Genomic DNA, 24,307 nt, shown 5'->3' on the forward strand with positions numbered 1-24,307 from the left:
GCTATCGACGTGCGGCGACGATGTCGTCCCAGTGGATTGAATCGGTGACAGAGAACGGCACGGTGACATCGCCCGGCTGCCAGGCGTTCTCGGGGATCTTCTCGCCGGAGAGCATGCCGTGCCACGCGGCGCGCAGCTCGCTCTCGTCCATCGCCCCGAGACGGCGCCAGTGCCATCCCGCATCGGCGTCCAGCTCTGCCGCGTCGAGCGCTCGTGAACCGTGCTCCACCTTGGCCCGGAACTGCTCGAAGCTGCGCCAGGGGAGATGGACGATGCCGAGACCAGGGACGATGTCGCCGGGGCGCATCACACGGTGGTTCCCCATGCCGATCACCGCTCCTCGCATCGGGCGGAAGGCCATCTTCGGGTCATGGTGAGCCATCGGATCCAGTCGCCACGCCCCGTCCTGAAGCGGATCGGGAAAGGCGTTCACGAGTTCGGCGACGACGATGGGTGCGGCAGTGCTGCGCAGCACGTCGGCGATGGAGCCGCCCTGTCCCATCCAGCGCTCATCAGCGTCGAAGGGCAGAACCCAGGCGGCTCCCGCTCGTCGTGCGGCATCAGCGAGGACGGTCATCTTCGCGGACTGCTCGAACGCGGTCCATGAGTCGTCGCCGACGATCACGGGAAGGTCTCGTGGGGCGGAGGCGAGCACGTCCCGTGTGGCGTCGGTCGATCCGTTGTCCACGCAGAGCACGCGGTCCACGCCCTGTGACGCCAGCTGAGTGAGCGTGCCCTCCAGGACGTCAGCCTCGTTCCGGACCATGGCGATGCCCCAGATCTCGCCCCGGCCCGCAGTCGGCAGCGGGGGAAGAGTGATCCCCTCCGCGGCACGTCGCAGTGCGTTACGACGGCGAACTCTAAAGGCGACGGCGTCGCACGCTGCAGCCGCGCTCCGGCGAGCGACGAAGAGACGATGCTTGGCGGCTCGCGCGGTCGCCAGTGGATTAATAGACGGCAGCTTGCTCATCCAGCTGCTCCTCGGAGCGGCGAGTACTCGGTGCGGGGCCAGGCCGGGTCGAACATCGGGGCGATGAGGCTTCCGTCAGGTGTGATCTCGTGGTGGGACGGCGCGATCGCGAGATGCTCGTCGTCGAACGAGGAGGCCAGGTGGCTGCCCCAGTAGGAGAATGTCGAGTTCGCGAGGACCAGGGTGGTGGCTGAGGACAGCGCAGCGAGATCGTCGAACGGCGAGGACCTGCCTTCGAGCGTCCGGATATCGCCGAGCACTGGCGTGAGCTCCCGGCGACACCAGTCGACGTCGTCGGAGACGACCAGGACGTCGTCGACAGGACGACCGGCCTGTCGCACGAGCTCGACCGCACCGGCGACGTGGCTCTGTATGTCCAGGCCGAATCGTGCGAAGAACTCGGGCACCTCGTAGTAGTCGCCACGGCGCACGTTCACGACAAGGGTCTCGGGAGCGATCTGATCTCGGATCCGTGAGCGTCGTGCGCGGAAGGAGTCGCTGCTGTCCACGAGCGCTAGGCAGAAGTCCCTGTTCTGCGCGCGATCGAAGTCGTGGTCAAAGAAGAAGCGGGTCGCGAACCGGCGGCGATCGAGGAGCGAGATCTCCTTCTTGTCGATCGTGAGGTCCTGGAGGAGTGGGAACTCGTCGATCCAGTCGGGCATGGTGGCGGAGCGCAGCACGGCGGCACGTCGTCCGGCGCGGTGTTCAAGATGGGCCCACTGCCACAGGTAGAGGTTGTTGCCGCCCCGGATGGCGTCCGACGATCCCTGGATAGTGCGTGCTCCGGGACGCTCGCGCACGGTGTTCAGCAGGCTTCGTGCCGTGCTCTCCGCCGCCGACCGGATCATCGGATCGTTCCTCCTGCCTCGAGAAGGGCGAGCTCGTTCTGGAACTGCGTGGATGGGGCGAGGTCGAGCGCGAGGGCGATCTCATGGATCCGCCACCGCCAGTCCAGCGTCGCACGCGCATGAGCGTGAGTCTGCGCAGGAATCGATGGGGACCAGCGCTGAACGGCCTCACGGATCTGCGCGATTCCGCGAGAGAGGTCTGAGGGATCAATCTCGATCGTGCTCGCAGGACCAAGCGTCCGGTCAGCGGCCCTCGGCGCGACCCCCGCGACGATCGCGCCCGCCCCGAGCGCGTCGGTCCAACGCCCAGTGACGTAGTCCCTGGTCGGATGGGTGTAGTCGGCGGGGCTCACGAGATTGGAGAAGGCGAGCACGAACTTGGAGCGCAGAAGGGCCGAGCGGACGTTCAGCTGATTCACCGCAGGATCCGGGTCCATGGCAGGCCGGCCCTCGAACGTCAGCCCCGCGGCCGCAGCGGCTTCCTCAGTGCGACGGTCATCGTCCCAGGCGGCCGGCTGCCGCCCGATGCGGAGCAGGTCCACAGGACGTTCGGTCGGCAGCTCGTCGATCACGAGCGTGTCGGTGCCCCACGGCGCCCAGTGGATCTTGGTCTTCGTCGCGGACGCCCATTCGTCCCGCAGCTCGCGGTCGGTGATGAAGATGTGGTCGAAGTGGCCACGCCCCTGGGCCATGCGCGAGATGCGATCGATCCAGAAGGAGTCGATGACCCAGGCAGCGGTCGTGCGGTACCCGGGCAGCCAATGGCGGAGGCGGGCGGCGTAGGCGAGGTGCGCGGGGTTCGAGGCGAGGACAAGGACGGCTCGGTCTCCCGAACGGTGCCGCGGCAACTGGCCGAGGAGCTTTCGGGCGATCGAGACCTCGCCCTGATCCTGCAGGGTGACCAGGTTGCCCTCGAGGAGCCGTGCGGTGAGAGCGGCGAGCTGGTCGATGGGACCCCAGCCGTTCCCACCCGCTCGGATGTAGAGGATGTCGAGAGTCATCGGGCGGGCGCCCCCAAAGTCTCCGCTGTGATGGACTGCGGTGCAGGGTTAAGTCGCAGGATTCGGAAAGCGAGAATCCCCTGCAGAGCCCCCACGTTTCCGCCGAGGATCCGGGCCGTGCGCAGGCGGTCGGCCCGGCTCTGTCGACGCAGCAGATTCGGGACCTGGAATGCGATCTGGACGATCGAGTGCTTGAGGCTCGGCCCGGTCATGCCGCTCGAGCGATAGCGGGTCCACAGGAGTATCCGTGCGCAGTGCTGGATGCGCTGCTGGCGGAAGAGCGCCCTCGGTGCGTGCTTGAGGCGATAGTGCACGACGGCACGGGGACGCGTGACCACTTCGGTCCCTGTCAGCTGCGCGCGCCACGCGAAGTCCGTCTCCTCCGCCCCGCCGGGATAAGACGGGTCCATGCCGCCGAGCGCGAGATAGCGGTCGGGCCGGATGGCGAAGTTCCCGCCTGGGGCGGTTGGCAGATAGCCGGCGTATCCCGCTGGGGCCTTGGATTCCGGAGTGGAGGCCGGATCGGGATCCGGAGTGATGCCGTACGCCGCGAGGACATCCGTGTCGTTGAACCGCTCGTGGTGCAGGGCGCCGGCGGCGATGACATCAGCTCCATCCAGGAGCGGTGCCGAGAGCTCGCGCACCCAGTGCGCATCGACGAGGTCATCCGCATCGCAGAACAGCAGGACTGCCCCTCGCGCGGCGGAGGCGCCCCGATTCCGGGCGTGGCTGGCCCTCGCAGGGCCCGAGGCGTCGACGACCCGCAGATCCAGGGATCCTGCCTCGTCGAGTGCGAGCTGTGCCGTGCCGTCGGTGCTGTTGTTGTCGCAGACCAGAACTTCGAAAGGGTCGGCGCCTTCCTGTACACGAAGCGCTTCGAGCTGCTCGCCGAGCACGCTCGCGGCATTGTGCGCGGGGATGATGACACTGAGCCGGGGTGGGGTCACGCTCACGTCAGTCCGTCTCTCCGCCTTGATCTCCGGGCTCCAGGTCGCGCAGCTTCCGAGCGGGAACTCCGGCATAGACGCTGTCCGGGAGACAGTCGGAGGTCACCACGGCCCCGGCGCCGATGATGCTACCGGCGCCGACGGTGATGCCCGGGAGCACGATGGCTCCTGCTCCGATCCATGCGCCATCGCCGACGGTGATGCCTCGGTGGGCACCATCTCCGGCCCGTCGAGTGGACGGACCTATTCCGTGATTGCCGGTCACGAACATCGCTCGAGGCCCCACGGTGACGTTGGCTCCGAGCCGGATCGGGCCGGCGTCGAAGTAGGCCTGATTGTTGATGAAGCTGCCTGCACCGACCCGAATCGAGTTCGGGTTGCAGAAGGTGATGCCCTGTCCGAGGTCCACGTCGTCGATGCCAGCGAGCCCCAGCCGAGCCAAGAGTCGACCCCGATGTCGGATCGGCACCACGGGCGATCCCGCGGCCTGGAAGAGCGCGCGCTTTACGGATCCTGCGAGCGGCAGCCTCATGCGGTGGTCGTTCCTTCCGAAAAATCGTCGTGGCGAGCGGAGTGTGCGGCGAGTCCGAGCCCTGGCGTCGACGCGGGCGCCATGCGCGGCCATCCGAATCGCAGCGCGCCGCTGGAGTTCCCTAAAACATGCGACCACCGCATAGCGACGTCGAAAGGGGAGACGGAGCGACGGAACGGCATCAGAGCCGTGGCCACCAGGCATCGGGCGATGTCGATCGGCCACGGCGGGACGGGTGACTGCGAGGACACGTCGTGGACGATCAGCAGCCGTCGTCTGGCTCGCGCGTCGAAGAATCCGCGGCGCAGTCTCTGCTTTGCGGACCACTTCCCCCGATACCCGATGCGGACTGACTCCGCGACAGGGACGCGATGGCCGGCGCGTCGGGAACGGAAGGCGAGATCGTTGTCGTCGCCGTAGTGAGCGAACCCCTGGTCGAAGCCGCGCAGCTCGAGAAGCGTCGACCGGGCCCCTCCGAAGTTTCCCCCCATCAGGACGGGGAACGGGCCGGGCTGCTTGTCCGCCGGTGCGCTCCACCCCGGGGGAGGAGCGTCGAACTCCCGGCGGACCGCCTCGAGGCCGTCTGAGAAGGGCGCCTCGGCCAGCAGGATCGACTCACCGGTCCAGAGCTCGGTGTGCTGGGACGAGAGATATCCATTCCTCACCCAGGTCCGTGAGACGACGTCATCCGCATCGCAGAACTGCAGTGACTCGGCGCGAGCATGGGAGATCCCCACGTTCCGCGCATAGGAGGAGCCCTGGTGCTCGTGTGCGGGGACGATCCTCAGTTCGAAAGCGTTGGAGTGCAGGACGCCCGCAGCGGCCTTATCGAGTCGTTGCGCCGGGTCGTTGTCCACGAGGATCACCTCGAACGGCGGTGCGTCGACCTGATCCGAGAGCGATGCCAGCTGGAGCGCGATGGTCGACTGCGCCTGGAAGCACGGGATGATCACGCTGACCGATGGACCGGCCACGTCCCCTCCTTGCTCCTCATTGCGGCCCGCGCTCGGTGCGCGTGCAACAAGTCGAACGATAGCGGCAATTCACCGGCCCGGGCCGAAAGTCTCGTCGCCTCGTCTTGCCTCTCAGACCGCGATCGAGCCTCGAGTTCGGGTGCATCACCGTCGGACGGCCGCGGATGTGACGCCACCCACCGATCGGAGGCGAGAAAACTCTTCAGCTACCCCTCGGGGCGAGCCGCCGCGCTTCAGCGGCGATGCCGTCGTGGATCCGTCACGCCGCTCGGACAGTGCTCAGGGGGCGTCGAGAGACAAGGGGATGCGAGATGACCACGCGGTCGCGACGAGTCGACCGCCCGTGCAGCACGACATGGACCTCGGGATCTTCCTCTCCACCACGGCGTCCGCCGATACCGTCGTCCGCGTCGGGTACTTCGGCGGCACCCAGGCGGGCTGCCGACACCCCTGCGGAGTCGTTCCGGAACGGCACGACATGGGCGGAGCCCGAACTGAACTGGGTGGACGGGAGAGGGGCCGACACGCTCCCCCCGGGGCACCACGCGGCAGCCGGTGCGGCTCTCGCGCGCCCCCACACAGCGGGCCTACCTCTCGCTCTCGGGTGCGTGGCCGCCCGAGTGAGGCCAGCGGCTCTGATCACAATTTGCGAAGAACTGCGCTCATGCGTTGTTACCCGCCGTTAAAGTCGCAACCAAGAATCGTTTCGTCCGTTATCTCCCCCGCGCGCGTGGCGTCGGGTCGAGCGGTCCAGCGCAGGGGTGTGAGACGGTGGCTGTGGTCGCCGATGAGCCGTGGAGCGGCCGTTGAACGCTGTTCCCGGGGAACCTGGGGTTGGGGACCTTGACTGATCTGGATATCGAGCGTGCCGCGCCGGCGCGCCATCGACCCTCGACGCGGACCCGGCGCTCGTCGGAGGCGCGGCTGCGCCTGCTGGCGCTGCCGGCCATGATCGTCGGGGACGTGCTTGTGCTCGCCCTCGCGGTGGGCATCGCGTTCGCCGTGCGCCAGCTCGTCCTGCCGCCGGCCGGTGATCTTCGCGAGAACGTCGCCAGCGCCTCTGTCGTAATGGCGCTGGGTTGGTTGGCCGCGATCGTGATGCTCGGCGGGTACGACCGCCGTCAGCTCACCTCCGGCCCACAGCTCTACCGCAACGTCCTCCACGCATCCGGCGCCGCCTTCGGGGCCATCGGAGCGTTCGTCTACCTGCTGGATCTCGAGCTCTCGCGCGCCTTCTTCCTCGCGTTCTTCGTGGCGGGTCCGCCGTTGCTGCTGCTGAACAGGCTGCTGCTGCGGCGCGGTCTCGCCACGGCCCGCGTGCGCGGGGTGTTCCGGCAGTCGGTGATCGCCGTGGGCTCCCTCGGTCACGTCGACGGGGTCGCCGCGACCCTGCACCGGGAGCGGTGGCTCGGCTACGACATCGTGGGCGCCGTGACCCCGGGAGGCATCGCCGACTCCTCGCGGCTCGGGATCCCCGTGCTCGGCGCGGAGCGGGATCTGCTGGCCATCGCGGAGTCCGCCGCGCCGGACATGCTCCTGTTCACCGCCGGCTCCACCGCGAGCGCGGAGGAGTTCCGGCGCACCGCCTGGAAGCTCGAGCACGAGAAGGTCGGCGTGATCGTGGTCCCCGCCCTCACCGAGATCTCCGCGGACCGCGTCACGATGCGCCCCGTCGCGGGCCTGCCGCTGGTGCACATGGACCTGCCCCGCGCCCGCCAGGCCCTGCGCTGGACCAAGCGCCTGTTCGACGTGGTCGTTGCCGCGGCCCTGCTGGCGCTGATCTCCCCGCTGCTGGCCCTGATCGCGCTGCGCATCCGCACCCACGACGGAGGCCCGGTGATCTTCCGTCAGCAGCGCGTGGGCCGCGACGGCAAGCAGTTCGAGTTCCTGAAGTTCCGCACGATGGTCACCGACGCCGAGGCCGTGAAGGTCGAGATGGTCGAGCGCGCCGTCCAGGACCGCGGCAACACGGTCATGTTCAAGATGCAGAACGACCCCCGCATCACCGCCCCCGGACGCTTCCTGCGCCGCTTCTCCCTCGACGAGCTGCCGCAGCTGTGGAACGTGCTGCGCGGCGACATGAGCCTCGTCGGCCCCCGCCCCGCCCTGCCCGGCGAGGTGGAGCGCTACGACGACGACGCGAAGCGCCGCCTCCACGTGCGCCCCGGAATCACCGGGCTGTGGCAGGTCTCGGGCCGCAGCGACCTCTCCTGGGAGGACACGGTGCGGCTGGACACCTACTACGTCGACAACTGGTCCTTCACCCAGGACCTCCAGATCCTCATCCGCACGGTCAAGGCCGTGCTCGCCTCCTCGGGCGCCTACTGACGATGGCCCGGCCCGCCCCGGGCGGAGCGCCCGCTGCGCGCCCCCACAGCGCACTGCCCCGCCCCCTCCGCCTCCTCGCCGCGCTCGTGCTGCTGCTCTACCCGCTCGCGGCCGGTGCCCTGCTGCTGACGTCGGACGGCTGGGCCGTGAACCGGCTGAACGTGCGGGTCTGGTACGCCGTCACCGGTGCCGTCGGCCTGCGCGAGCAGATCACGCCGGAGATGTTCGCGGCGCTCGCGAACGTGGCGCTGTTCGTGCCGTTCTTCGTGGCGCTCGCCGTGCTGTTGCCCACCTGGTGGTGGGTGGCGGCCGGCGCGGGGCTCTCGATCGCGGTCGAGCTCTACCAGGGCGAGATCGGCACGCGGGAGCAGGACCTGGTCGACATCCTCGCCAACACCGCAGGGGCCGCGCTCGGCGTCGGCCTGGGGCTCCTCGTGTGCAGGGTCGCCGTGCGCAGGTCGGCCCGTCGGCCGGGACTCAGCGACGCAGGAAGCGCCCCCAGCGCACCCACCACTCCCGGCGCACCTCGCGCCGAGACGGGGCATGGCCCAGGCGGAGGCCCAGATGATCGCGATTGACCTGCAGCGCCTCGACCAGCAGCCGCGCCTTCACGAGCGGTCCCTCGGCGTCCCGCAGCCGCGCCCGCCATACCTCGGAGGGGGCGGCGCCGTCGTGCACCGCCTGCCACACCCGCGCACCGGGCAGGCCCTCGACCGCCTCCGGGCGGCCGGTCGCGAGCGCGAGCGGCACCTGGGCGCCGAGCTCGGCGGCGAGGTCCTCGATCCGCGCCCGCTCCGCCTTGTCCACCTCGGTCCAGGCCACGCGCACGTCGTGACGGGAGCGGCCGCTCGCATCGCGGGCGGCGTGCACCAGCAGCACCAGACGCTGCGCGGTGAGATCCGGGACCGAGCACGGGGCGCCGCCCAGGTCCACGGTCTCGCGCTGCGCCCACAGGCGCTCGAAGGTCGCCGCCACATCCCGGTCCAGGCCCGGGAAGGCGCGATGCAGATCGGCCGTGCCCCACACGCGGTGGTGGAACGTCGCCGCATGCGCGAACACGCTGCCGTGCTCGAAGGTGGTCACCTGCCCCCACCCGTCGGCCTCGAGCGCGGCCACCAGCGGCGCGACCTGCGCCGGGTCCACCAGCACGTCGCAGTCCGAGGAGCCGGCGCGGCCCTCGGCCAGCAGCGGATGCAACGCCTCGCCCTTGAGATGCAGGATCCTCACACCCGCACCTCGGGCAATATGGTCGAGGCAGCCATGGGCCATGCGCAGACGCACCCGGACCGGCACCTGCACGGGGGATGTCATGGGGGCAAGTGTAGAAGCCGCAGGCCCCTTGCCGCAGGATTGACAGCGGCGCCGACGGGCGAAAGGACGCTCGTCACGAGCGCAGTAGGACGCAGGGACGAGAAGGGAAGGGGGAGCGGACGTGTGGGAGCTCGATAGCCGCATCCAGCACTACGACTGGGGATCGACGACCGCGATCCCCGAGTTCCTGGGCCGTCCCTCCGACGGCGCCCCCTGGGCCGAGGCCTGGTACGGGGCGCACCCGCTGGCGCCCTCCACCCTCGCCACCGGACCGGACGCCGGCGCCGGGCTCGACGCCGCGATCGCCGCGGACCCGCGCCGCATGCTCGGCGACGGCGTGGAGCGCGCCTTCGGTGCCCGTCTGCCCTACCTGCTGAAGGTCATCGCGCCGGAGAAGCCGCTGTCCCTGCAGGTCCACCCCGATCGCGAGCACGCCCAGGAATCCTTCGCCGCGGAGACCGCCGCGGGGCTCCCGCTCGAGTCGCCGCTGCGCAACTACCGCGACGACAACCACAAGCCCGAGATGCTCATCGCGCTGACCCGGTTCACCGCGCTGTGCGGGTTCCGCACCCCGCGCCGCGCCGCCGCGCTTCTGGAGGGGCTCGGCACCGACCTCACCGACCGCCTCCACACCCTCCTCACCCGCAGCCCCACCGCCCACGGCATGCGCGCCGCGTTCCGCACCCTGGTCTCGTCCGCCATGCGCCCGAGCCCCGAGGCGGTCCAGCAGGTGGTCGAGGCCTGCCGGGCTCGTGCCGAGTCCGGCCGCTCGCCCTCCCCGCGCATCGACCAGACCGTCGCGCTGCTGGCCGAGCACCACCCGGGCGACCCCGGCGTGGTCGCCGCGCTGCTGCTGAACCCCGTCACGCTCCGCCCCGGCGAGGCGATGTTCGTGCCCGCCGGCACCCTGCACGCCTACCTGCACGGCGTGGGCCTGGAGATCATGGCCGCCAGCGACAACGTGCTGCGCGCCGGACTGACCCCCAAGAAGGTCGACGCCGACGAGATGCTGCAGTGCGTGAGCGTGCAGGCCGCGCCGCCGCTGCGCGTCGCACCCGAGCGTCAGAACGCGACATCGATCGCCTACTACGCACCCGTCGACGATTTCGAGCTCTCGCTGACCACGCTCACCGATCCGCCCGGCACCTTCCGCACCCGTCACCGCGTCCCCGGCGGCGGGCCCCGCACCCTCCTCGGCCTCGAGGGGGAGGTGCTGCTCCAGAGCGACCTGGGCCGCCACGTGCTCACCGCCGGCAAGGCCCTGTTCGTGCCCGCCGCCGCCGGGCAGCTCCACGCCGGCGGCTCCGGCCGCTTCGTCCAGGCGAGCGTCCCGTGACCCGCTACCGGCTGCGCCCCCTGGTCAGCGAGTGGGACGGGGAGGACCTGTGGGCCGGGGCGCTGCCCCACGGCCCGATCACCCGCATCCAGGGCGCCGGCGCCCTCGTGCTCGAGCTGCTCGCCGAGGCGCCGGACCGCGCCGCGAGCCCCGCCGAGCTCGCCGACCGGCTGCGGCAGGAAGTCGAGGACGTGCCCGAGGACGCCGAGCAGATCATCACCGGCTTCCTCGCCGAGCTCGATACGGGCGGGATCCTCGAGACGATCGACGGTGACGCCCCATGACCGCCGCACCCACCACCATCGCCGCGACCCGGCTCGAGGTCGCCGGCCACAGCGTGCTGCTCACCTTCGGGCCCGGCCTGGAGACCGTGGCCGAGGAGATCGACGCCCTGTGGTCCCACCTGCGCGCGGCCGACGACGACGGCGCGACACCGCAGATCCGTCTCGACTATGCGCTCGCCGGCGGCGACCTCCCCGCCGGGACCGTCCCGCTGCCGGCGCGGCTCGAGGCGAGCTACACGGTCTCCGGCCACCTCACCCGCGAGGTGATCCGCCGGCTGATCGGCACGCGCCTGCTGCTCCACGCCGGCGCCGTCGCCCACCCCGAGCTCGGGACCCTCGTGCTCGTCGGCGCGTCCGGGGCGGGGAAGTCCACCGCCTCCTCCCTGCTCGGACGAGACGGCGCCTATCTCACCGACGAGCTGACGATCATCACACCTGGCAGCTTCGCGATCACCCCGTATCCCAAGCCGGTCTCCAAGCACGACCCGGAGCTCGGTGCGAAGCGGGATCTCGCCCTGGGCGACCTGGGGCTCCGTCCCGCCGATGAGGTGGCCGTCCCGGCACCGGCGATGGTGCTGCTGCTCGAGCGGATCCGGGACGAGGACGAGGCGGGGGAGGGGGCCTCGGTGACGCGCGTGCCGCTGTTCGAGGCGCTGACCCGGATCGTGCCGCAGACCTCCTCGCTGTGGGAGGTGCCCGGCGGTCTCGCTGCGCTCGCCGGACTGCTGGACACCGTGGGCGGCGCTCTGGAGGTGCGCTACCGGGAGGCCGCCGAGCTCCAGGAGCTGCTGCGCCATCTGCCGCCGCCCGAGCACGTCGAGACGGTCGAGATCGCGCCGCGTCCCAGCGATGCTGCCGGCGGCGAGGACACGTCGCCGGCACCCGGCACGATCGCCGCCGCGCCGTTCCGCCAGGCGCTCGCCGTCGAGTCCGGATTGTTCGTGCTCGGAGAGCACGGCGCGATCCACCTGCCCGGCCTCGCGGGACTGGTCTGGGACCTGCTCGCCAACGCAGGCCCCCTCACATTCGACCAGCTCGAGCAGCTGGTGGTCGAGGAGATCGGGGAGCACCCCGAGAGCGCGGCCCTCGTTCGCGGCAGGGTCGCGGATCTCGTGGACCACGGCTGGGCCCGCCAGAGCTGATCAGCGGGCGAGGATGCCCCGGCGCAGTACCGGCACCAGCTGCTCCACCCGCTCGGTCAGCAGCGCGGCCGTCCGCGCCGCCTGCGCCGCATCCTTGCCGTAGGGATCGGGGACGTCGAGGCCCTCGGGAATCGCGCGCCGCGTCCATGTGGAGATGATTTCCTTCAGCGGAGCGTCCGGACTCTCCGCGGCCATCCGAGCGAGTTCTGGAATATGCCCCATATGTCCGATGCGCCGGGCCGCGGCAGGGAACTCATCCAGGAGGTAGGTGCGCTGCCGACGCGACATCGTCAGGATCAGTTCTGCCTCGAGGTCCGCGGCAGAGACCTGTCGGGCGCGGAAGCCCTGCGGGTCAACGCCACGCACGGAGAGCTCGCCCGCCATCTGTGACTCCATCGCGCTGCCCTCCAGGGCGAAGACGCCCCTGCTCAGGGTGTGGATGCCGGGCAGTCGAACGCGCAGCAGATGCTCGGCGAAGGGGGAGCGGCAGACGTTGCCGGTGCACACGAACAGGACCGAGGGCGGCTGCGGCTCAGGGCGGTGCACGGGGAGGGCAGTGCTCATGCCGACAGACTAGACGCCGCAGGAGACTTGTCGGAAATGTCCAGATAAGAGTGGTGTCGCCGGAACCTCGGGGGAACCTACTCGACGGTAAGGCCACGGAAAGGTGTCGGAGGCGAAGAATCGTGACCGCCCTCCTTTATCTTCGCCGAGGACATGTCAGTATCGGGGTCGTGACGGTCCGTCGTCGCACCTGTCCGCCTGAGTGTGCCTCCCTCGGAAGGCGCCAGCTGGTGCGCCCGGAGCGAAGCGTCCCCCGTCGTCGACTCGACGCGACCCGGCCACTCGTGAGGTGAGGCGCCGGGACGCCTGTGCCCGAACGAGGTTCCCGTGACCGCACCCTCCCGTGTCCGCCCCGCCGAGACCGGACACTCCGCCTTCACCCGCCGCACCCTCGTCAAGGGCGCGGCCTGGGCGACCCCCGTCGCTGCGTTCTCGCTCAGCGCGCCGGCGATGGCGCTCAGCCAGCTCGATTGTCAGCCTGGCGACCTGTTCGACGGGGTCGGCCGAGGTCGAATCCTGACCGGTAACGCCCTCTTCCTGGACCTCGATGAGGACCGAACCCAGGGCGTCGAACTGCTGACCCTGAACGGTGTCACCGCGCAGAACCCTGGGGGCGGCGCGCCCGGCCCTTCGCCTGACGTGCCTGTCGAGGACAGGCAGGACAACAACCTGTCGGTGACTGCGCTCGATCTCGTCAATGTCGACCTGAACGGGGCGACGCCCCCGCTGTCGCAGATCCTTGAGCTCACCGCCGACGTCGACACCGGGGTTTACAGCCAGTTCGGCCACGTCCATCAGGACGGCACTCAGCGCGGTGCCTCGGGCTACCTCCTCGACAGCGGCGCGATCAACTTCGAGGGGCAGCCCGACGGAAGCATGCCGCAGTTCGGTCGAATCGATCTTCGTCAGATCCTCGAGTCCTCGCTGCTGAGGCCTCTTCCTCTCGTCACTCCGCTGCTCGACTCCGCAACCGGCGTCGACGCCCTCTCTCTGGAGATGGGCGCCATCGCGGGAAGCGCTGAGCAGCTGCAGAACTGTGAAGCAGGCAGCGGAGCGACGCTCGAGCGCGACTACCTCGTCTCCGACCTGAAGGCGATCGTCTCTCCGGCGGACGAGAGTCTGCTCGGCGGGCTGATCGGCGAGGTCGCGGATGGTGCGGTCGGACTGGATCTCGACCTCACCGGGCTGACCGGGACACTCGATTCGCTGCTCTTGAGCCTTCCGATCCTTGGGAGCCTGGTGCAGGTGAGTCCGGCTCAGATCGCCTTCGAGGTGGATCTCGCGCCGGTCACCGATACGCCCCTCCCTTCTGCTGATGGCACGCCCACGCCGAGCTCAATTCCGATCCAGATCGACTTCGGTGGGGACACCGTGACCGTTGACCTGGCAGATCTCGTTGGCGGGCTCAACAATGCCCTCCCGAACGCGGTGCTTTTCCGAGATCTGGGTACGCAGCCGACGGTCGAGAATCTGACGGGATTCCTCGACGCGCTGGTCCAGCAGCTGACCGAGCGGCTCCTGGAATCGATCGAGGTGACGGTGACCGCAGGCGTCTACCTGCTTCTGGTCGTCGATGGGACGCTCACCATCCGCGGCACCTTGAAGCAGCTCCGCGACGGGGGTGCCACGGTGAGCCTGGCCGGCATCAACCTCAGCCCGATCACCGAGGGATTGACCGATGCGGTGTTCAACCTCGTCTACGGAGCGCTGAGCGCAGCTCTCTCCGAAGGCGGTGCACTGAAGCAGATCCTCGTCGACGGGCTGCTCACGAACTTGCTCGAGCCCGTACTCGCGGTGCTGGCAGACGTGGTGCACATCCGGCTCAACGCCCAGAATCGACCCGAGGCGAACGAGCCCGCGACGGGCGGGTTCGCCGCTCCAAGCTACTTCGACGATCTCGAATGGAACAGGTTCGATGTCGCAGCGCTCCACATCAGCGCGGTGAACGCACTCAGCGTTCTGAACCTCCTCCTCGCGCGGGGGTCTGTGGGACCGACGCAGCTCAGGGCGTGATCCCCGAGGTGCGGGGCGAAAGGGTCACCCTGTCGTCCCGCATCTCCGTCGGATTCGCCGAGTTCTCCGCCCCAACTCGATCACGGCAGTGCTGCCGTGATCAGGTCCGTCTACCAAGAGGCCTTCGGCGCCCACCAGCTCTGCTCACGGACGCCCACGCACGTTGGGCCGTGGTGCTGCGAGCCGTTTGCAGAAACTGCTCCGGGTCCCTGTCACCAGGTCGTGGACGCCTCGGGGTTCGCCCTGCCTTCGGCTGCGGCGTCATGGGGAGGCAGTGGCACGAGCAGGTCCTGCGCTCCGCGGATCACCCCTTCGAGCGGGCCGCGCACCCACCGCCGAGCCGCCGGGGCGCGGCACGCGAGCGCCCCGAGCGCCGCCTGCCACGACACCGCCATGCCGACACCGAGCACGATGAGCAGGGCGAGCATCCACCAGTGGTCGTCACGGATTAGCGGATTGTTCACCTGGTAGACGTGGAGCACGAGGATCTGCAGGGCGTACAGCGTGAGGGCCGCCTGACCCGGTGCGGCGAGCAGCGGCGCGACGCGTGACGGCAGCGCGCGTCCGAGGGGGCTCGCCTGCAGCGTCCACATCGTCAGCAGTATGCCGAGCGCCCCAGTCGCCACGCCGATCTGCTCCGATGGAGTGCCGTCGTACGCGTGCACTTCGTACAGTCCGAGCAGGTTCGGAGCGACCAACAATGCCAACATCACCGCGAAGGCGGCGGCGCTCGCGAGGGCTCCGCGCCGCCACTCCGCCGCCGACATGTTCCGCAGAACCCGGATCGTGAGCATCCCGAGGATCGCGCACAGCAGGAAGCCCGTCATCCGGTAGCCGCCGGTGCCGCCGATCAGGCCCAGCACAGTGATGAACGCATCCGGCTCCGAGGCGGCCGTCACTGCTACGTGACCGCCGGTGAGGCTGCGATAAAGGCCCGGCACCGCGACGGCCAGCACCAGGGCGAGGACAGCGACGACGGCCAGTGGCGTCGTCGTGCGCAGCCGCACCAGCGGCACGCACAGCAGCATCAGCACCCCGAGGTGCACGAGCACGATCAGCACACTCGCGGCAGACTGCATGAGCAGCAGCCCGAGCCCGATGACCAGTGCCGCCCGGATCACCTCCCGCAGCACGTACCGCCATCCGTGCTGTCCCGAAGCGGACCAGCTCAGCTGCGCGCCCACTCCGATCAGCAGTGCGAACAGGGGAGCGGTGAGGAACTCGCTGACCAGCAGGATCCGAGCGGGGCCGTCGCCGGGTGCGACGTGCGCGACCACCATCAGGACATAGGCGGCGCCGCGCGCCCAGTCCACGAAGAGCAGGCGAGAACCGCCGGACCGCTCCGCGGGAGTCCCGCCACTCACGCGGTCGCGTCCTGCTTGCCGCCGACGCCCGCCTCCGCGAGCTGCTCCCGGATCTCCTGCACGAACTCGATCACCGCGCTGCCGCCGTTGACGGGGCCGCCGGCGAGCTGGCCGTCGGCCCCCAGCAGCACTGCGCTCGGCGCGCTCGTGCCGCCAAGGGCGGTGCGGGCGGTGAACTGCAGGTCGTGAAGGGCGTGGCCCTCGACGCGGTCCGTGGTCCGCTCGCGCAGCTGGTCCAGCGGGCGGGAGAACACGAACCGCACCTGCAACGTCTGCTCCAGCTCGCCGATCCACTCCTCGGCATGGTCCAGCACCCGTTCGCACGGCCCGCAGCCCTCGGTGACGAACACCAGCAGCGCCGCCCGCTGCGCGGTGAGCTGGGTGAGGGTGATCAGGCGGCCGTCAGCCTGCTGCAGCACCGCCGCCGGGATCGGGCTGCGTTCGTAGTCCAGCAGCTCGTCCTCGTCCGCATCGGCCGCGGTAGTGGCGGGAGCGGTCGAGGCGTCGGCATCGGGCTCGGCGACGCTTCCGCCAATCGTGGCGGCCGTCAGCGCGATCGCGATCAGCAGCGCTAGCCCGAAACCGATCAGCCCCATCGGCGCCTGCACCAGGAGAGTGGTCATCGCGCCGCTCGCCGCCGCGACCACGGCCAGCAGGCCCAGCACGCTCAGGAGCACGTTCCGCACCAGCGTGGTGCGGGAGACGGTGGGGGAGGCGAGGGTGCCGAAGCAGGAGCAGTGCACCTGCTCCTCGAAGGTCAGCGCCCGCGCGATGATCACCAGGTAGGTGAGCATCAGGAGTGCCACCAGCCCTGCCAGCAGCACCTGCAGGGGTGGCACCGGGATCCACAGCGCGAGCGCCAGGAAGACTTCCGTCACCGGCAGCACCGAGGCGACCGAGGCGTGGAACGCCGGCAGCGGGAGGCGCAGCGAGCGCATCGCATCCTGGGTCCCCTCGCGCGCGCCGAGCTTCGCGAGCCCGGAGATCAGCAGGGTGATCGACAGCAGGATCGGTGCCGAAAGCAGCACAGCCATTCGGGGAGCCTCCTCGCGTCGGCCCGGCCTTCGGGACGGCGTCCCCTCCATTGTCCGGCATCGACGCCCGTCGGAACGGGGACGGACTAGCCGTTCGCCCACGGCGCATCCGACGCCGTCCGCGGCCGGGGACGATGAGGGAGCAGAGCGCCTGGATCTCGGCCGAGCGACCGGTCGTCGTCCTCGCTCTGCTCGGCGACGGGTGACGGCTCGCCGAGCCAATGGGGCGGCGCCGCGGTCTGTTAACCGACGTTCGGGCCGGACCGGGGAGTTTCAGGCGGGTACGGTCGGGGTGAAGGTGACTGGGGAGATCGTGATCTCCGGGGAAGATGCGAGGGTTGCCCGGACACCCTGGCGATAGCCGATCTGGAGAGAACTGATCGGCTCCTCCCAGGTGAGCGAGACGGAATACTCGGGACCGGTGAAGTCTCCGTTGACGTCGTCCTTCGCCCGGAAGGGATCGCTCGGTGCGCCGCTCCCGGTGACCTTCGTTCCTGCGGAGAATGCTGTGAACGCTGTGCTGTTGGAGGGAACGTAGACCTCTTCGAGGTGTCCGAGCCCGCTGCTTCGATCGATCCCGTCAATGGTGAGCGAGACGTGTGAGACGGGGGCGGAGAAGTCGAGAGTGACAGTCTGCGCCGAATCGCCGGTGGTGAGCTGCTTGCTGACCAACTTCAGTCGACCCTCGCCGGTCGGAGTCCAGTTGCCGCTGGGGTTGACCCCAGACGGGCGGGCAAGGCTCGCCGTGACCTTGACGCCGTCGACCGTCTGGGTCGGTTGATTGGCCAAGGTGCGGTTGGGCGCGCCGAAACCGCTCCACAGCATCGTGACCGGCGTCGCGCTCGCCGCCACAGCGGGCGCCGCCGAGCTCACGGCGATCACGGGCAGGGACCAAAGGGCGCCCTTGGCGAGTGATCGACGGGGGAACGAGGTGCCCTGCACGGGATGCTCCGATCTTCGGTTCCGAGAAAAATGACGACTGACTCCAATTTAGGGAAAAAAAACCGTCCGGTCATCATCTGGAGACGAAGGTTATGGGGTCGCGATCCCGGCTCGTACCCTGGATCCATGTCGACCGACGCTCAGCAGGCCCCGACCTCCCTCGACGCCGTCCGACGGGGCGAGATCCTCGCCGACGTCGCCGCGCTGCGGGACTCCTTCGACGCCGGCACTACCCGGTCGCTCGAGGCGCGGATCGCGCAGCTTGACGCCCTCGCCCGCGGCCTACGCGCCGAGCGTCCCCGCCTGCTGGAGGCCCTCGAGCTGGACCTCGGCAAGTCCCGCACCGAATCGCTGATCACCGAGCTCGGTGTTGTCGCCCAGGAGATCGCGCACCTGCGGAAGAACCTCCGCGCCTGGCTGCGACCGGAGCGCTTCGGCCCCGGCCTGCTGCTCGCGCCCTCCAGCGGACAGATCCGCCGTGAGCCTCTCGGGACCACGCTGATCATCTCCCCGTGGAACTACCCTGTGAACCTTGCACTTGCCCCGCTGATCGGCGCGATCGCCGGCGGGAACACCGCGATCCTCAAGCCCAGCGAGGTCGCCCCGGCCACCTCCGCTGCCCTCACGCACCTGATCCACTCCCACCTCGACACTGCCTGGGTGAGAGTCGTCGAAGGCGCCGTCGAGGAGACCACGCTTCTGCTCGAGCAGCGCTTCGATCTGATCTTCTACACGGGCAACGGGACCGTCGGCCGGATCGTCGCCCGCGCCGCCGCCGAGCACCTCACCCCCACCGTGCTCGAGCTCGGCGGGAAGTCGCCGGTGTTCGTCGACGAGGGCACAGACCTCGCCACCACCGCCCGCCGCATCGTGTGGGGGAAGTTCACCAATGCCGGGCAGACCTGCGTCGCCCCCGACTACCTCATAGCCGCGCGCTCCACCCTCGACGCCCTCGTGCCCCATCTGAAGGACGCGGTCGCCTCGATGTACGGGCGCACTCCACAACGCAGTCGCGACTACGGCCGGATGGTCAACCAGAAGCACTTCGACCGCGTGTTCGCCCTGATCGACGACGACAAGGCCGTGCTCGGCGGCACCGCCGGCGCCGACCGCGCCAATCGCTACCTCCCGCCAACGATCCTCGACGGCGTGGACTGGGACGATCCGGTGATGGGGGAGGAGATCTTCGGCCCCGTGCTCCCGCTGCTCGAAGTCTCTGGGCCCGACGAGGCGATCGCCCGCATCAACAGTGGCGAGAAACCGTTGACCGCCTACGTATTCAGCCCCCGATCCGAGATCGAGGAGCGATTCATCGCCGAGACCTCTTCCGGTTCCCTCGCTCTCAGCCACACCCTCGCCCACCTCGGCTCCCAGACGATGCCCTTCGGTGGCATTGGGGAGTCCGGGATGGGGAAGTACCACGGCCGCGCGAGCCTCCAGGTGTTCACCCACGCGAAGCCCGTCGTGAAGAAGCCGCTGCGCCCCGACACGCTCCGGCTGGTCACCCCGCCCTACCGCGGGGCGAAGCGGGCTCTGCTCGGACAGTTGTTCCGTTGACTCACTGCGGGAACGCGCAAATCGACCTAATCCGGACGTAGCGCGCCGTGCGGTGTGACACAACGACTGAACAGGGCCGCGTGACCGTTGCGCCGGTTTAGGTTGAATCGTACCTTCGCTACCGTTTAGTACGTCCCATTTCCGAGCCGGGTGTGGGTCGAGTCCGCACGCCGTGCCCGTGAGGAGCCATCAACACCAGGAGGGCGCCAATGACCGGCTCCGATCCCATCCCATCCGTCGGCACCTGCTGCGGGGCGCGGCCTGGGTTGCCCCTGCGGCCGCTGTGGCTGTTGCAGCGCCCGCGGTCGCTGCCTCGCCAACGCCTCTCTTGGGAGGCATCCTCGCCGTGTCGTCCATCACGGGCAGTGGCCCCTCGGGTCGTACGCAGACCATCACCATCAACGGCAGCGCTGCTTACCCGACGGCGGGCATCTGGATGGAGAATGTCCCGGCCACCCCGAATCCCACCGCGGCACGCTCCACGCTCTACCTCCCCGCTGCGGCATATGCGGGCCTCAAGTGGGGGCAGGTCGGAACTGACCAGACGTGGACGATCCCGGCGCCGTACAGCACCGCGCGCCCCATCAACGGTTACACCGCATATACCACCACCTACTTGAATCGGCCCAGGTTTGATGCCGCTGCTGTTTGAGTCCGGAAGGATGGACAGGCAGCCGTGGAAGATCGATTCCCAGCTGCGCGTGAGGTGCGTGCGGCTTGTCAGGGAACACCAGCAGGAGTACCCCACTCTGACCGCCGCAGTCACTGCGGTCGCTCGGCAAGAAGGCGTCTCGCGGGGTCAGCACGGCGCTGGCTCGCGCAGGCCGAGGTCGACGACGGAACCCGCCCCGGGATCACGAGCGAGGAGTCCGCCGAGGTCGAACGACTGAAGGCTGAGAACAAGCGGTTGCGCGAGGACAACGAGATTCTTCGCCGGGCTTCAATTTTCTTCGCGGGGGAGCTCGTCCCGCGCAAGCGGGGGGTGCCCCCACCCCGCAACCGCTGATCCTGGCGTTCATCGACGAGATGAGAGCCGAGGGCTACGCAGTCGAGCCGATCCTTCGCGTCCTGAGCCAGCAGGGCCTTGCGATCGCTGCACGGACCTACCGGGCCTGGAAGCGCCCGGCCCGCATCGCTGAGCGCACCGTCGCAGACGCCCTGGTCGAGGACAAAATCCGCGAGTAGAGTCCGAAGTGCTCCACTACGAGGCCCTCACCCCAGAGCCCGAACCCGCAAAGTAGCGGCAGAGAACCCGGGCCGATTCACCATCCGCGTGGCGCTCCTGGGGGTGACTATTCAGGGAACGCTCGCCGAAGTGGTGGACGGATCTGCCGTGGCGATCGAGGTCTTCCGGCTGGGCTGGCAGCCGGTGACGCCGGCAAACGATGTCCTCTCGACTCTCGTCGGTGGAATCGTCGGCGTCGTCGAGGGTGCGGTGGACCTAGCATTCAGTCGTGACGGTGTTCTCGACACGGCTCTCGACGGGGTGAACCAGCTCCTCGACGTGCTCTTCAGTGCTTTCGGTGACGGCGGTGTACTCGCGTTGACGGTGAATGCACAGAACGAAGCCGCCGAGTCGAGCTTCGTGCCGCCAGCGGAGTACACCGCGATCGAGCGCGGTAGATTCGACGTCGCCGCTCTGCACGTCGCCCTGCTGGACGGTGGTTACCCGTCGGGTCTGCTGAATCTCTAGGTTGCTCGCGGCTCCGTCGGTAAGAACACGCCGCGTTGACTCCCCCGGCGTGACCCTCGATTTCGGGGGTTACGCGTGGGGTGGCGTTTCCCGCGCGTTTCCGGCGCCCGCCTCCGCCGGCTGCTCGCAGATCTCCTGCACGAACTCGATCACCGCTCTGCCGCCGTTGACGGGGCCGCCGGCGAGCTGGCCGTCGGCCCCCAGTAGCACCGCACTCGGCGCGCTCGTACCGCCGAGCGCGGTGCGGGCGGTGAACTGCAGGTCGTGCAGCGCGTGCCCTGATCACGGTCGTCGCGGACTGCTATCTCGCAGGTGTCTCCACGCGTCGCATGGACAAGCTCGTCAAACCCCTGGGCATCAACAGTCTCTCGAAGTCGCAGGTCAGCAGGATGGCATCAGATCTGGACGAGCACGTCGAGCAGTTCCGCCACCGGCCGCTGGACGAGGCCGGGCCCTGCACCTTCGTCTCCGCCGACGCGCTGACCATGAAGGCCCGTGAAGGTGGCCGCGTGATCAACGCTGTCGTCCTCCTAGCCACCGGCGCCAATGGCGACGGGCACCGCGAAGTGCTCGGCATGCGGGTCGCGACCAGCGAGACCGGAGCTGCGTGGAATGGCTTCTTCGTCGACCTTGTCGAACGACTACGAGCTCATGCACCTCCATGTCGCCACCGACCTCGCCGATCGGATGCGCGAGCGCGGCATCCTCGTGCCCGGCGTCGACCGCGCCTGGCAGCTCGGCTGCGCCGACAAGCTCCGCATGGCCCAGCTGCTCGAGGGCATCGGGATGCCCACCCCGCGCACCGTCACCGGCGACGACGAGGCCGGCATCGCCGAGATCCCCGCCGCCTCCGAGCGCCTCGTGGTCAAGCACCGCCTCGGCAGCGGCTCCTCCGGGCTCGCGCTGGTCCCGGCCGACGGGGTCCGCGCCGCGATCGACGCAGCGATCGACTCCGCCCCCGCCCCGGCCGACGGCTCAGCCCCCAGCGGCCAGGATGTCGTGGTCCAGCCCTGTCTGCCCGGGCTCGAGCACGGCGTGGACATCGTGGGTGATCTGCGCGAGCCCGGCGAGCTGCGGGCCGTGCTCGCCCGCCGCAAGGTGCGCATGCGCGCCGGCGAGACCGACAAGGCCGCCTCCGTGGATCCCGCACCCTTCGTCGCCAACGCCGAGAAGATCGCCCGCGCGCAGCTCACCGGACTCATCGACACGGACATGTTCCTCGCCGAGGGCGGCGAGCCCTCCGTCATCGACATCAACCCCCGCTTCGGCGGCGGCTACCCCTTCGTGCACCTCGCCGGGGCCGACGTCCCCCGCTACTACCTCGCCCGTGCGCTCGGCCTCGAGATCGACGAGGACTGGCGGGAGTACGCCCCCGGCGTCATCTCCGCCAACCACGAGAGCGTGCGCGTGACCTCGACGGAGGCTTGACCCTGTCACCTGCGGTCCTCTTGCGGCTGGATAGGGGCGGAGCCTGCGATCGGGGCCTCCTGGCCGGACTCGACGGCGCCTATACTTGATCAAGACCACCGAGCCCGTGAGCCTCGGAACTCGCAGCCAGAAAGGCACCAGGCATCGATGACCACACCACACCAGCCCATTTCCCGACGGAGACTGGCCCGCACGGCGGCATGGGCGGTGCCGGCCGCAGCCGTGGCAGTCTCCGCCCCCGCTGTCGCCGCCTCGCCCTTCCAATGCCCGTCGCGGACGTACACGGCCGAGAGTCCCGGCTCCGGGGTGGGGCGGACCACGGGGACCTGGAGGGTCCCTGCCGGGGTGACGCGGATCTGTGTGACCGTGGTCGGCGGCGGGGGCGGAGGCGCCGCCAACGGCAGTACTGGAGGCGCCGGGACCCGTATCACCGGTGACCTGGCGGTGACACCGGGCACGGTCCTGACCTTGACGGTCGGCGCAGGAGGGGTGCGACCGCCGACCACGGGCGTTCGCGTGCCCCCGGACGCAACCGGCGGTGGAGGATATGGCAAGGGCGGCGACGTGATCTTCAGTGCGGCGTCCGCCGGGGAGGCGACCAACAACAACGTGAGTGGATCAGGGGGTGGGTCCTCGGCCATCGTGATCGGCACGGAGGTGCTGGTCGTGGCAGGGGGCGGCGGTGGCGGTGGGGGCTCGGCGCTGACCTCGTCCGGGTACCCGCAGTTCAGCGGTGCCGTGGCGGTCGGCGGTTCGGCCGGAGCGAATGGCGGAGGATCGTCGACGTCGCACCCGAACGTGTCGAGCACCACGGCCACGACCAACGGGGGACGCGGCGGACCCGGCGGATCCGGCGGGCCCGCCGGCACAGGCGGACCCGCCGGGACCACGACCGTCGGCGCTCCCCAGAAGGAGCTCAGCTCCGTTAGCAGGGAGGGTGCAGCCGGTACGGCGGGGTTCACGGGGGCCGGCGCGAACGGTGTCCAGACGGCTTCAGCCACCACGTCGCACGTCTCCGCCGGAGGCGGAGGCGGCTACGGAGGCGGCGGGAGCGGAAGCTGCACGACCTTGCGGGTGCAGGGCACCGGCTCCACTCAGACCGCATCGATCTCCTTCGGCGGCGCCGGTGGAGCAGGAGGCAGCTATCGCAGCCCCCGGTTGAACAACAGCACTGTCTCCGCGGCCGCCAACGGCGCGGCGGAGGCGGGCACCCGTCGCCCGGGCTCCATCACCATCAACTTCTGAACCGCCGGCACGGCGAAGCGCCCGTCGTGCGCCGACCGCTGGCGCTCCTTCCCTGAAGCGCCGTCTCCTGTCGCTGGAGACGGCGCTTCGTGCTGTCCGGGCGCTGATCGGACTGCCGGTGCGGCTTGCATGACTACGCAGGCCGCAGCGCTGCCCCCTTGCGCCCGGCTCATGGTCGCCGCTCTCCGGCCGTCGGTCAGCCGGCGGCTACCTGCCGGGAATCTGTGGACCGGCTTCACAAGGATCAGAACCTGACGGATGGTACGAACCGGCACCAGGCGGGCAAAGCGGACATCGACGGTGACGTCGCAGGTCCGAGAGCTTCGCACCATCGGAAGAGGGGGAGTCGTGTCAATCATCTCTCTGCATGCCGTCCTGTGGCCCGCAGCATCCAGTCCGCGACGGATCAGCGAGGACGGGCAGCCCATCCGCGATGCCGGCCCCGACACCCTCTACGACCGGGACCTCCATCCCGCGCCGGTGCCGTTTAACCGTTCGACCAGCGCGTTCATCTCCCGGCACGAGCGCACCAGGATCTACACCCCCCGGCACAACGGGAAGATCGAGCGCTACCAGCGGCTGATGAGCGACGAGTGCCTCTACGCCCACGCTTTCTACTCCGAGGGCGAGCGCCGCGAAGCGATCAGCGTCTGGGTCCACCATTACAACTATTGTGAGTCTTGGGGCGGCTGGTCTGGAACTGGCTGGCAGGGTGAGCGGTCAAGTCCCCGGAAGTGGTGTAGCGATCCTTCGGCGATAGGGATCAGGCTGTCAGCGCGGGAAGTGCATCGGTG

Annotated in this window: 21 protein-coding genes and 4 pseudogenes; 14 read left to right on the top strand and 11 right to left on the bottom strand. The window is 69.5% G+C overall.

Going from position 1 to position 24,307, the window contains the following annotated elements:
• Position 1: 1 nt before the first annotated feature.
• The 6 genes from L3K22_RS02585 to L3K22_RS02610 are packed head-to-tail and all read right to left on the bottom strand — an operon-like array spanning position 2 to position 5,272.
• Entirely contained in the window at positions 2–970 is a 969-nt protein-coding gene (locus L3K22_RS02585) for a glycosyltransferase family 2 protein (RefSeq protein WP_259882699.1), read from the bottom strand.
• On the bottom strand, positions 967–1,818 hold the full coding sequence (locus L3K22_RS02590; RefSeq protein WP_259882703.1) for an alpha-1,2-fucosyltransferase: 852 nt from the start codon (positions 1,816–1,818) through the stop codon (positions 967–969). The genes L3K22_RS02585 and L3K22_RS02590 overlap by 4 nt, the downstream gene beginning before the upstream one ends.
• Positions 1,815–2,819, bottom strand: a complete 1,005-nt coding sequence (locus tag L3K22_RS02595) for a hypothetical protein (protein ID WP_259882705.1) — start codon at positions 2,817–2,819, stop codon at positions 1,815–1,817. The genes L3K22_RS02590 and L3K22_RS02595 overlap by 4 nt, the downstream gene beginning before the upstream one ends.
• The gene (locus L3K22_RS02600) at positions 2,816–3,772 is read right to left on the bottom strand and encodes a glycosyltransferase family 2 protein (RefSeq protein ID WP_259882707.1); all 957 of its coding nucleotides are present in this window, start codon (positions 3,770–3,772) and stop codon (positions 2,816–2,818) included. The genes L3K22_RS02595 and L3K22_RS02600 overlap by 4 nt, the downstream gene beginning before the upstream one ends.
• Before the next feature lies 1 nt (position 3,773).
• On the bottom strand, positions 3,774–4,298 hold the full coding sequence (locus L3K22_RS02605; RefSeq protein WP_259882708.1) for an acyltransferase: 525 nt from the start codon (positions 4,296–4,298) through the stop codon (positions 3,774–3,776).
• The gene (locus L3K22_RS02610; protein WP_263310013.1) at positions 4,295–5,272 is read right to left on the bottom strand and encodes a glycosyltransferase family 2 protein; all 978 of its coding nucleotides are present in this window, start codon (positions 5,270–5,272) and stop codon (positions 4,295–4,297) included. Before L3K22_RS02610 ends, L3K22_RS02605 begins: the two co-directional genes overlap by 4 nt.
• Before the next feature lie 843 nt (positions 5,273–6,115).
• On the opposite strand from L3K22_RS02610, the gene L3K22_RS02615 reads away from it, so the two are divergent.
• Complete coding sequence (locus L3K22_RS02615; RefSeq protein WP_259882712.1) at positions 6,116–7,600, top strand: sugar transferase; 1,485 nt, start codon at positions 6,116–6,118, stop codon at positions 7,598–7,600.
• Between the two features lie 2 nt (positions 7,601–7,602).
• Complete coding sequence (locus L3K22_RS02620; protein WP_259882713.1) at positions 7,603–8,178, top strand: VanZ family protein; 576 nt, start codon at positions 7,603–7,605, stop codon at positions 8,176–8,178.
• On the opposite strand, the gene L3K22_RS02625 is transcribed toward L3K22_RS02620, so the two are convergent.
• Positions 8,078–8,911, bottom strand: a complete 834-nt coding sequence (locus tag L3K22_RS02625) for a nucleotidyltransferase family protein (RefSeq protein WP_259882715.1) — start codon at positions 8,909–8,911, stop codon at positions 8,078–8,080. The genes L3K22_RS02620 and L3K22_RS02625 overlap by 101 nt on opposite strands.
• Positions 8,912–9,032: 121 nt before the next feature.
• Between L3K22_RS02625 and manA the strand changes: the two genes are divergently transcribed.
• From manA to L3K22_RS02640, 3 genes are read left to right on the top strand one after another with little or no spacing between them, the layout of a single operon-like run.
• Positions 9,033–10,247 carry a mannose-6-phosphate isomerase, class I gene (gene manA / locus L3K22_RS02630; RefSeq protein WP_259882717.1) on the top strand — a complete coding sequence of 405 codons (1,215 nt, stop codon included), beginning with the start codon at positions 9,033–9,035 and terminating at the stop codon, positions 10,245–10,247.
• Positions 10,244–10,531, top strand: a complete 288-nt coding sequence (locus L3K22_RS02635; protein ID WP_259882719.1) for a PqqD family peptide modification chaperone — start codon at positions 10,244–10,246, stop codon at positions 10,529–10,531. The genes manA and L3K22_RS02635 overlap by 4 nt, the downstream gene beginning before the upstream one ends.
• A complete protein-coding gene (locus tag L3K22_RS02640) occupies positions 10,528–11,673 on the top strand; it encodes a hypothetical protein (RefSeq protein ID WP_259882720.1) in 1,146 nt (381 codons plus the stop codon). The genes L3K22_RS02635 and L3K22_RS02640 overlap by 4 nt, the downstream gene beginning before the upstream one ends.
• On the opposite strand, the gene L3K22_RS02645 is transcribed toward L3K22_RS02640, so the two are convergent.
• Positions 11,674–12,237 (bottom strand): arsenate reductase/protein-tyrosine-phosphatase family protein, encoded by a 564-nt coding sequence (locus L3K22_RS02645; protein ID WP_259882722.1) that lies wholly within the window; start codon positions 12,235–12,237, stop codon positions 11,674–11,676. It abuts the gene before it with no gap.
• A gap of 327 nt (positions 12,238–12,564) precedes the next feature.
• Here L3K22_RS02645 and L3K22_RS02650 point away from each other — a divergent pair, with 327 nt between their 5' ends.
• Positions 12,565–14,250 (top strand): choice-of-anchor G family protein, encoded by a 1,686-nt coding sequence (locus tag L3K22_RS02650; RefSeq protein ID WP_259882724.1) that lies wholly within the window; start codon positions 12,565–12,567, stop codon positions 14,248–14,250.
• A 212-nt stretch (positions 14,251–14,462) separates the two neighbouring features.
• Here the strand turns inward: L3K22_RS02650 and L3K22_RS02655 are convergent, their stop codons facing one another.
• From L3K22_RS02655 to L3K22_RS02665, 3 genes are all read right to left on the bottom strand, one after another.
• Positions 14,463–15,614, bottom strand: a complete 1,152-nt coding sequence (locus tag L3K22_RS02655) for an acetyltransferase domain-containing protein (RefSeq protein ID WP_263310014.1) — start codon at positions 15,612–15,614, stop codon at positions 14,463–14,465.
• The gene (locus L3K22_RS02660; RefSeq protein WP_259882728.1) at positions 15,611–16,648 is read right to left on the bottom strand and encodes a TlpA family protein disulfide reductase; all 1,038 of its coding nucleotides are present in this window, start codon (positions 16,646–16,648) and stop codon (positions 15,611–15,613) included. The genes L3K22_RS02655 and L3K22_RS02660 overlap by 4 nt, the downstream gene beginning before the upstream one ends.
• Before the next feature lie 273 nt (positions 16,649–16,921).
• The gene (locus tag L3K22_RS02665) at positions 16,922–17,530 is read right to left on the bottom strand and encodes a hypothetical protein (RefSeq protein ID WP_263310015.1); all 609 of its coding nucleotides are present in this window, start codon (positions 17,528–17,530) and stop codon (positions 16,922–16,924) included.
• A gap of 186 nt (positions 17,531–17,716) precedes the next feature.
• On the opposite strand from L3K22_RS02665, the gene L3K22_RS02670 reads away from it, so the two are divergent.
• The 8 genes and pseudogenes from L3K22_RS02670 to L3K22_RS02700 all read left to right on the top strand — a co-directional run.
• Positions 17,717–19,147 (top strand): aldehyde dehydrogenase family protein, encoded by a 1,431-nt coding sequence (locus L3K22_RS02670; RefSeq protein ID WP_263310016.1) that lies wholly within the window; start codon positions 17,717–17,719, stop codon positions 19,145–19,147.
• 662 nt (positions 19,148–19,809) lie between these two features.
• Positions 19,810–20,329 (top strand): annotated as a pseudogene (locus tag L3K22_RS02675) (transposase family protein); the annotation flags it as partial.
• Between the two features lie 91 nt (positions 20,330–20,420).
• Complete coding sequence (locus L3K22_RS02680; protein ID WP_259883749.1) at positions 20,421–20,840, top strand: hypothetical protein; 420 nt, start codon at positions 20,421–20,423, stop codon at positions 20,838–20,840.
• Positions 20,841–21,103: 263 nt separating this feature from the next.
• Positions 21,104–21,481, top strand: a pseudogene (locus L3K22_RS02685) (transposase); the annotation flags it as partial.
• 46 nt (positions 21,482–21,527) lie between these two features.
• The gene (locus L3K22_RS02690) at positions 21,528–22,268 is read left to right on the top strand and encodes an ATP-grasp domain-containing protein (protein WP_263310021.1); all 741 of its coding nucleotides are present in this window, start codon (positions 21,528–21,530) and stop codon (positions 22,266–22,268) included.
• 147 nt (positions 22,269–22,415) lie between these two features.
• Positions 22,416–22,889, top strand: a pseudogene (locus L3K22_RS16775) (glycine-rich domain-containing protein); the annotation flags it as partial.
• Positions 22,890–23,342: 453 nt separating this feature from the next.
• Positions 23,343–23,513 carry a hypothetical protein gene (locus L3K22_RS02695; protein ID WP_259883748.1) on the top strand — a complete coding sequence of 57 codons (171 nt, stop codon included), beginning with the start codon at positions 23,343–23,345 and terminating at the stop codon, positions 23,511–23,513.
• 510 nt (positions 23,514–24,023) lie between these two features.
• Positions 24,024–24,185 (top strand): annotated as a pseudogene (locus tag L3K22_RS02700) (integrase core domain-containing protein); the annotation flags it as partial.
• Between the last annotated feature and the right edge of the window lie 122 nt (positions 24,186–24,307).

The organism is Brachybacterium atlanticum, assembly GCF_025669985.1.
Lineage (GTDB): Bacteria > Actinomycetota > Actinomycetes > Actinomycetales > Dermabacteraceae > Brachybacterium > Brachybacterium conglomeratum.

What these genes read in the sequence shown, in the direction of transcription:
- L3K22_RS02585 (WP_259882699.1), bottom strand. Translation starts at nt 970, where the DNA reads ATGAGCAAGCTGCCGTCTATTAATCCACTGGCGACCGCGCGAGCCGCC.
- L3K22_RS02590 (WP_259882703.1), bottom strand. Translation starts at nt 1,818, where the DNA reads ATGATCCGGTCGGCGGCGGAGAGCACGGCACGAAGCCTGCTGAACACC.
- L3K22_RS02595 (WP_259882705.1), bottom strand. Translation starts at nt 2,819, where the DNA reads ATGACTCTCGACATCCTCTACATCCGAGCGGGTGGGAACGGCTGGGGT.
- L3K22_RS02605 (WP_259882708.1), bottom strand. Translation starts at nt 4,298, where the DNA reads ATGAGGCTGCCGCTCGCAGGATCCGTAAAGCGCGCGCTCTTCCAGGCC.
- L3K22_RS02620 (WP_259882713.1), top strand. Translation starts at nt 7,603, where the DNA reads ATGGCCCGGCCCGCCCCGGGCGGAGCGCCCGCTGCGCGCCCCCACAGC.
- L3K22_RS02625 (WP_259882715.1), bottom strand. Translation starts at nt 8,911, where the DNA reads ATGACATCCCCCGTGCAGGTGCCGGTCCGGGTGCGTCTGCGCATGGCC.
- L3K22_RS02640 (WP_259882720.1), top strand. Translation starts at nt 10,528, where the DNA reads ATGACCGCCGCACCCACCACCATCGCCGCGACCCGGCTCGAGGTCGCC.
- L3K22_RS02645 (WP_259882722.1), bottom strand. Translation starts at nt 12,237, where the DNA reads ATGAGCACTGCCCTCCCCGTGCACCGCCCTGAGCCGCAGCCGCCCTCG.
- L3K22_RS02660 (WP_259882728.1), bottom strand. Translation starts at nt 16,648, where the DNA reads ATGGCTGTGCTGCTTTCGGCACCGATCCTGCTGTCGATCACCCTGCTG.
- L3K22_RS02670 (WP_263310016.1), top strand. Translation starts at nt 17,717, where the DNA reads ATGTCGACCGACGCTCAGCAGGCCCCGACCTCCCTCGACGCCGTCCGA.
- L3K22_RS02690 (WP_263310021.1), top strand. Translation starts at nt 21,528, where the DNA reads ATGCGCGAGCGCGGCATCCTCGTGCCCGGCGTCGACCGCGCCTGGCAG.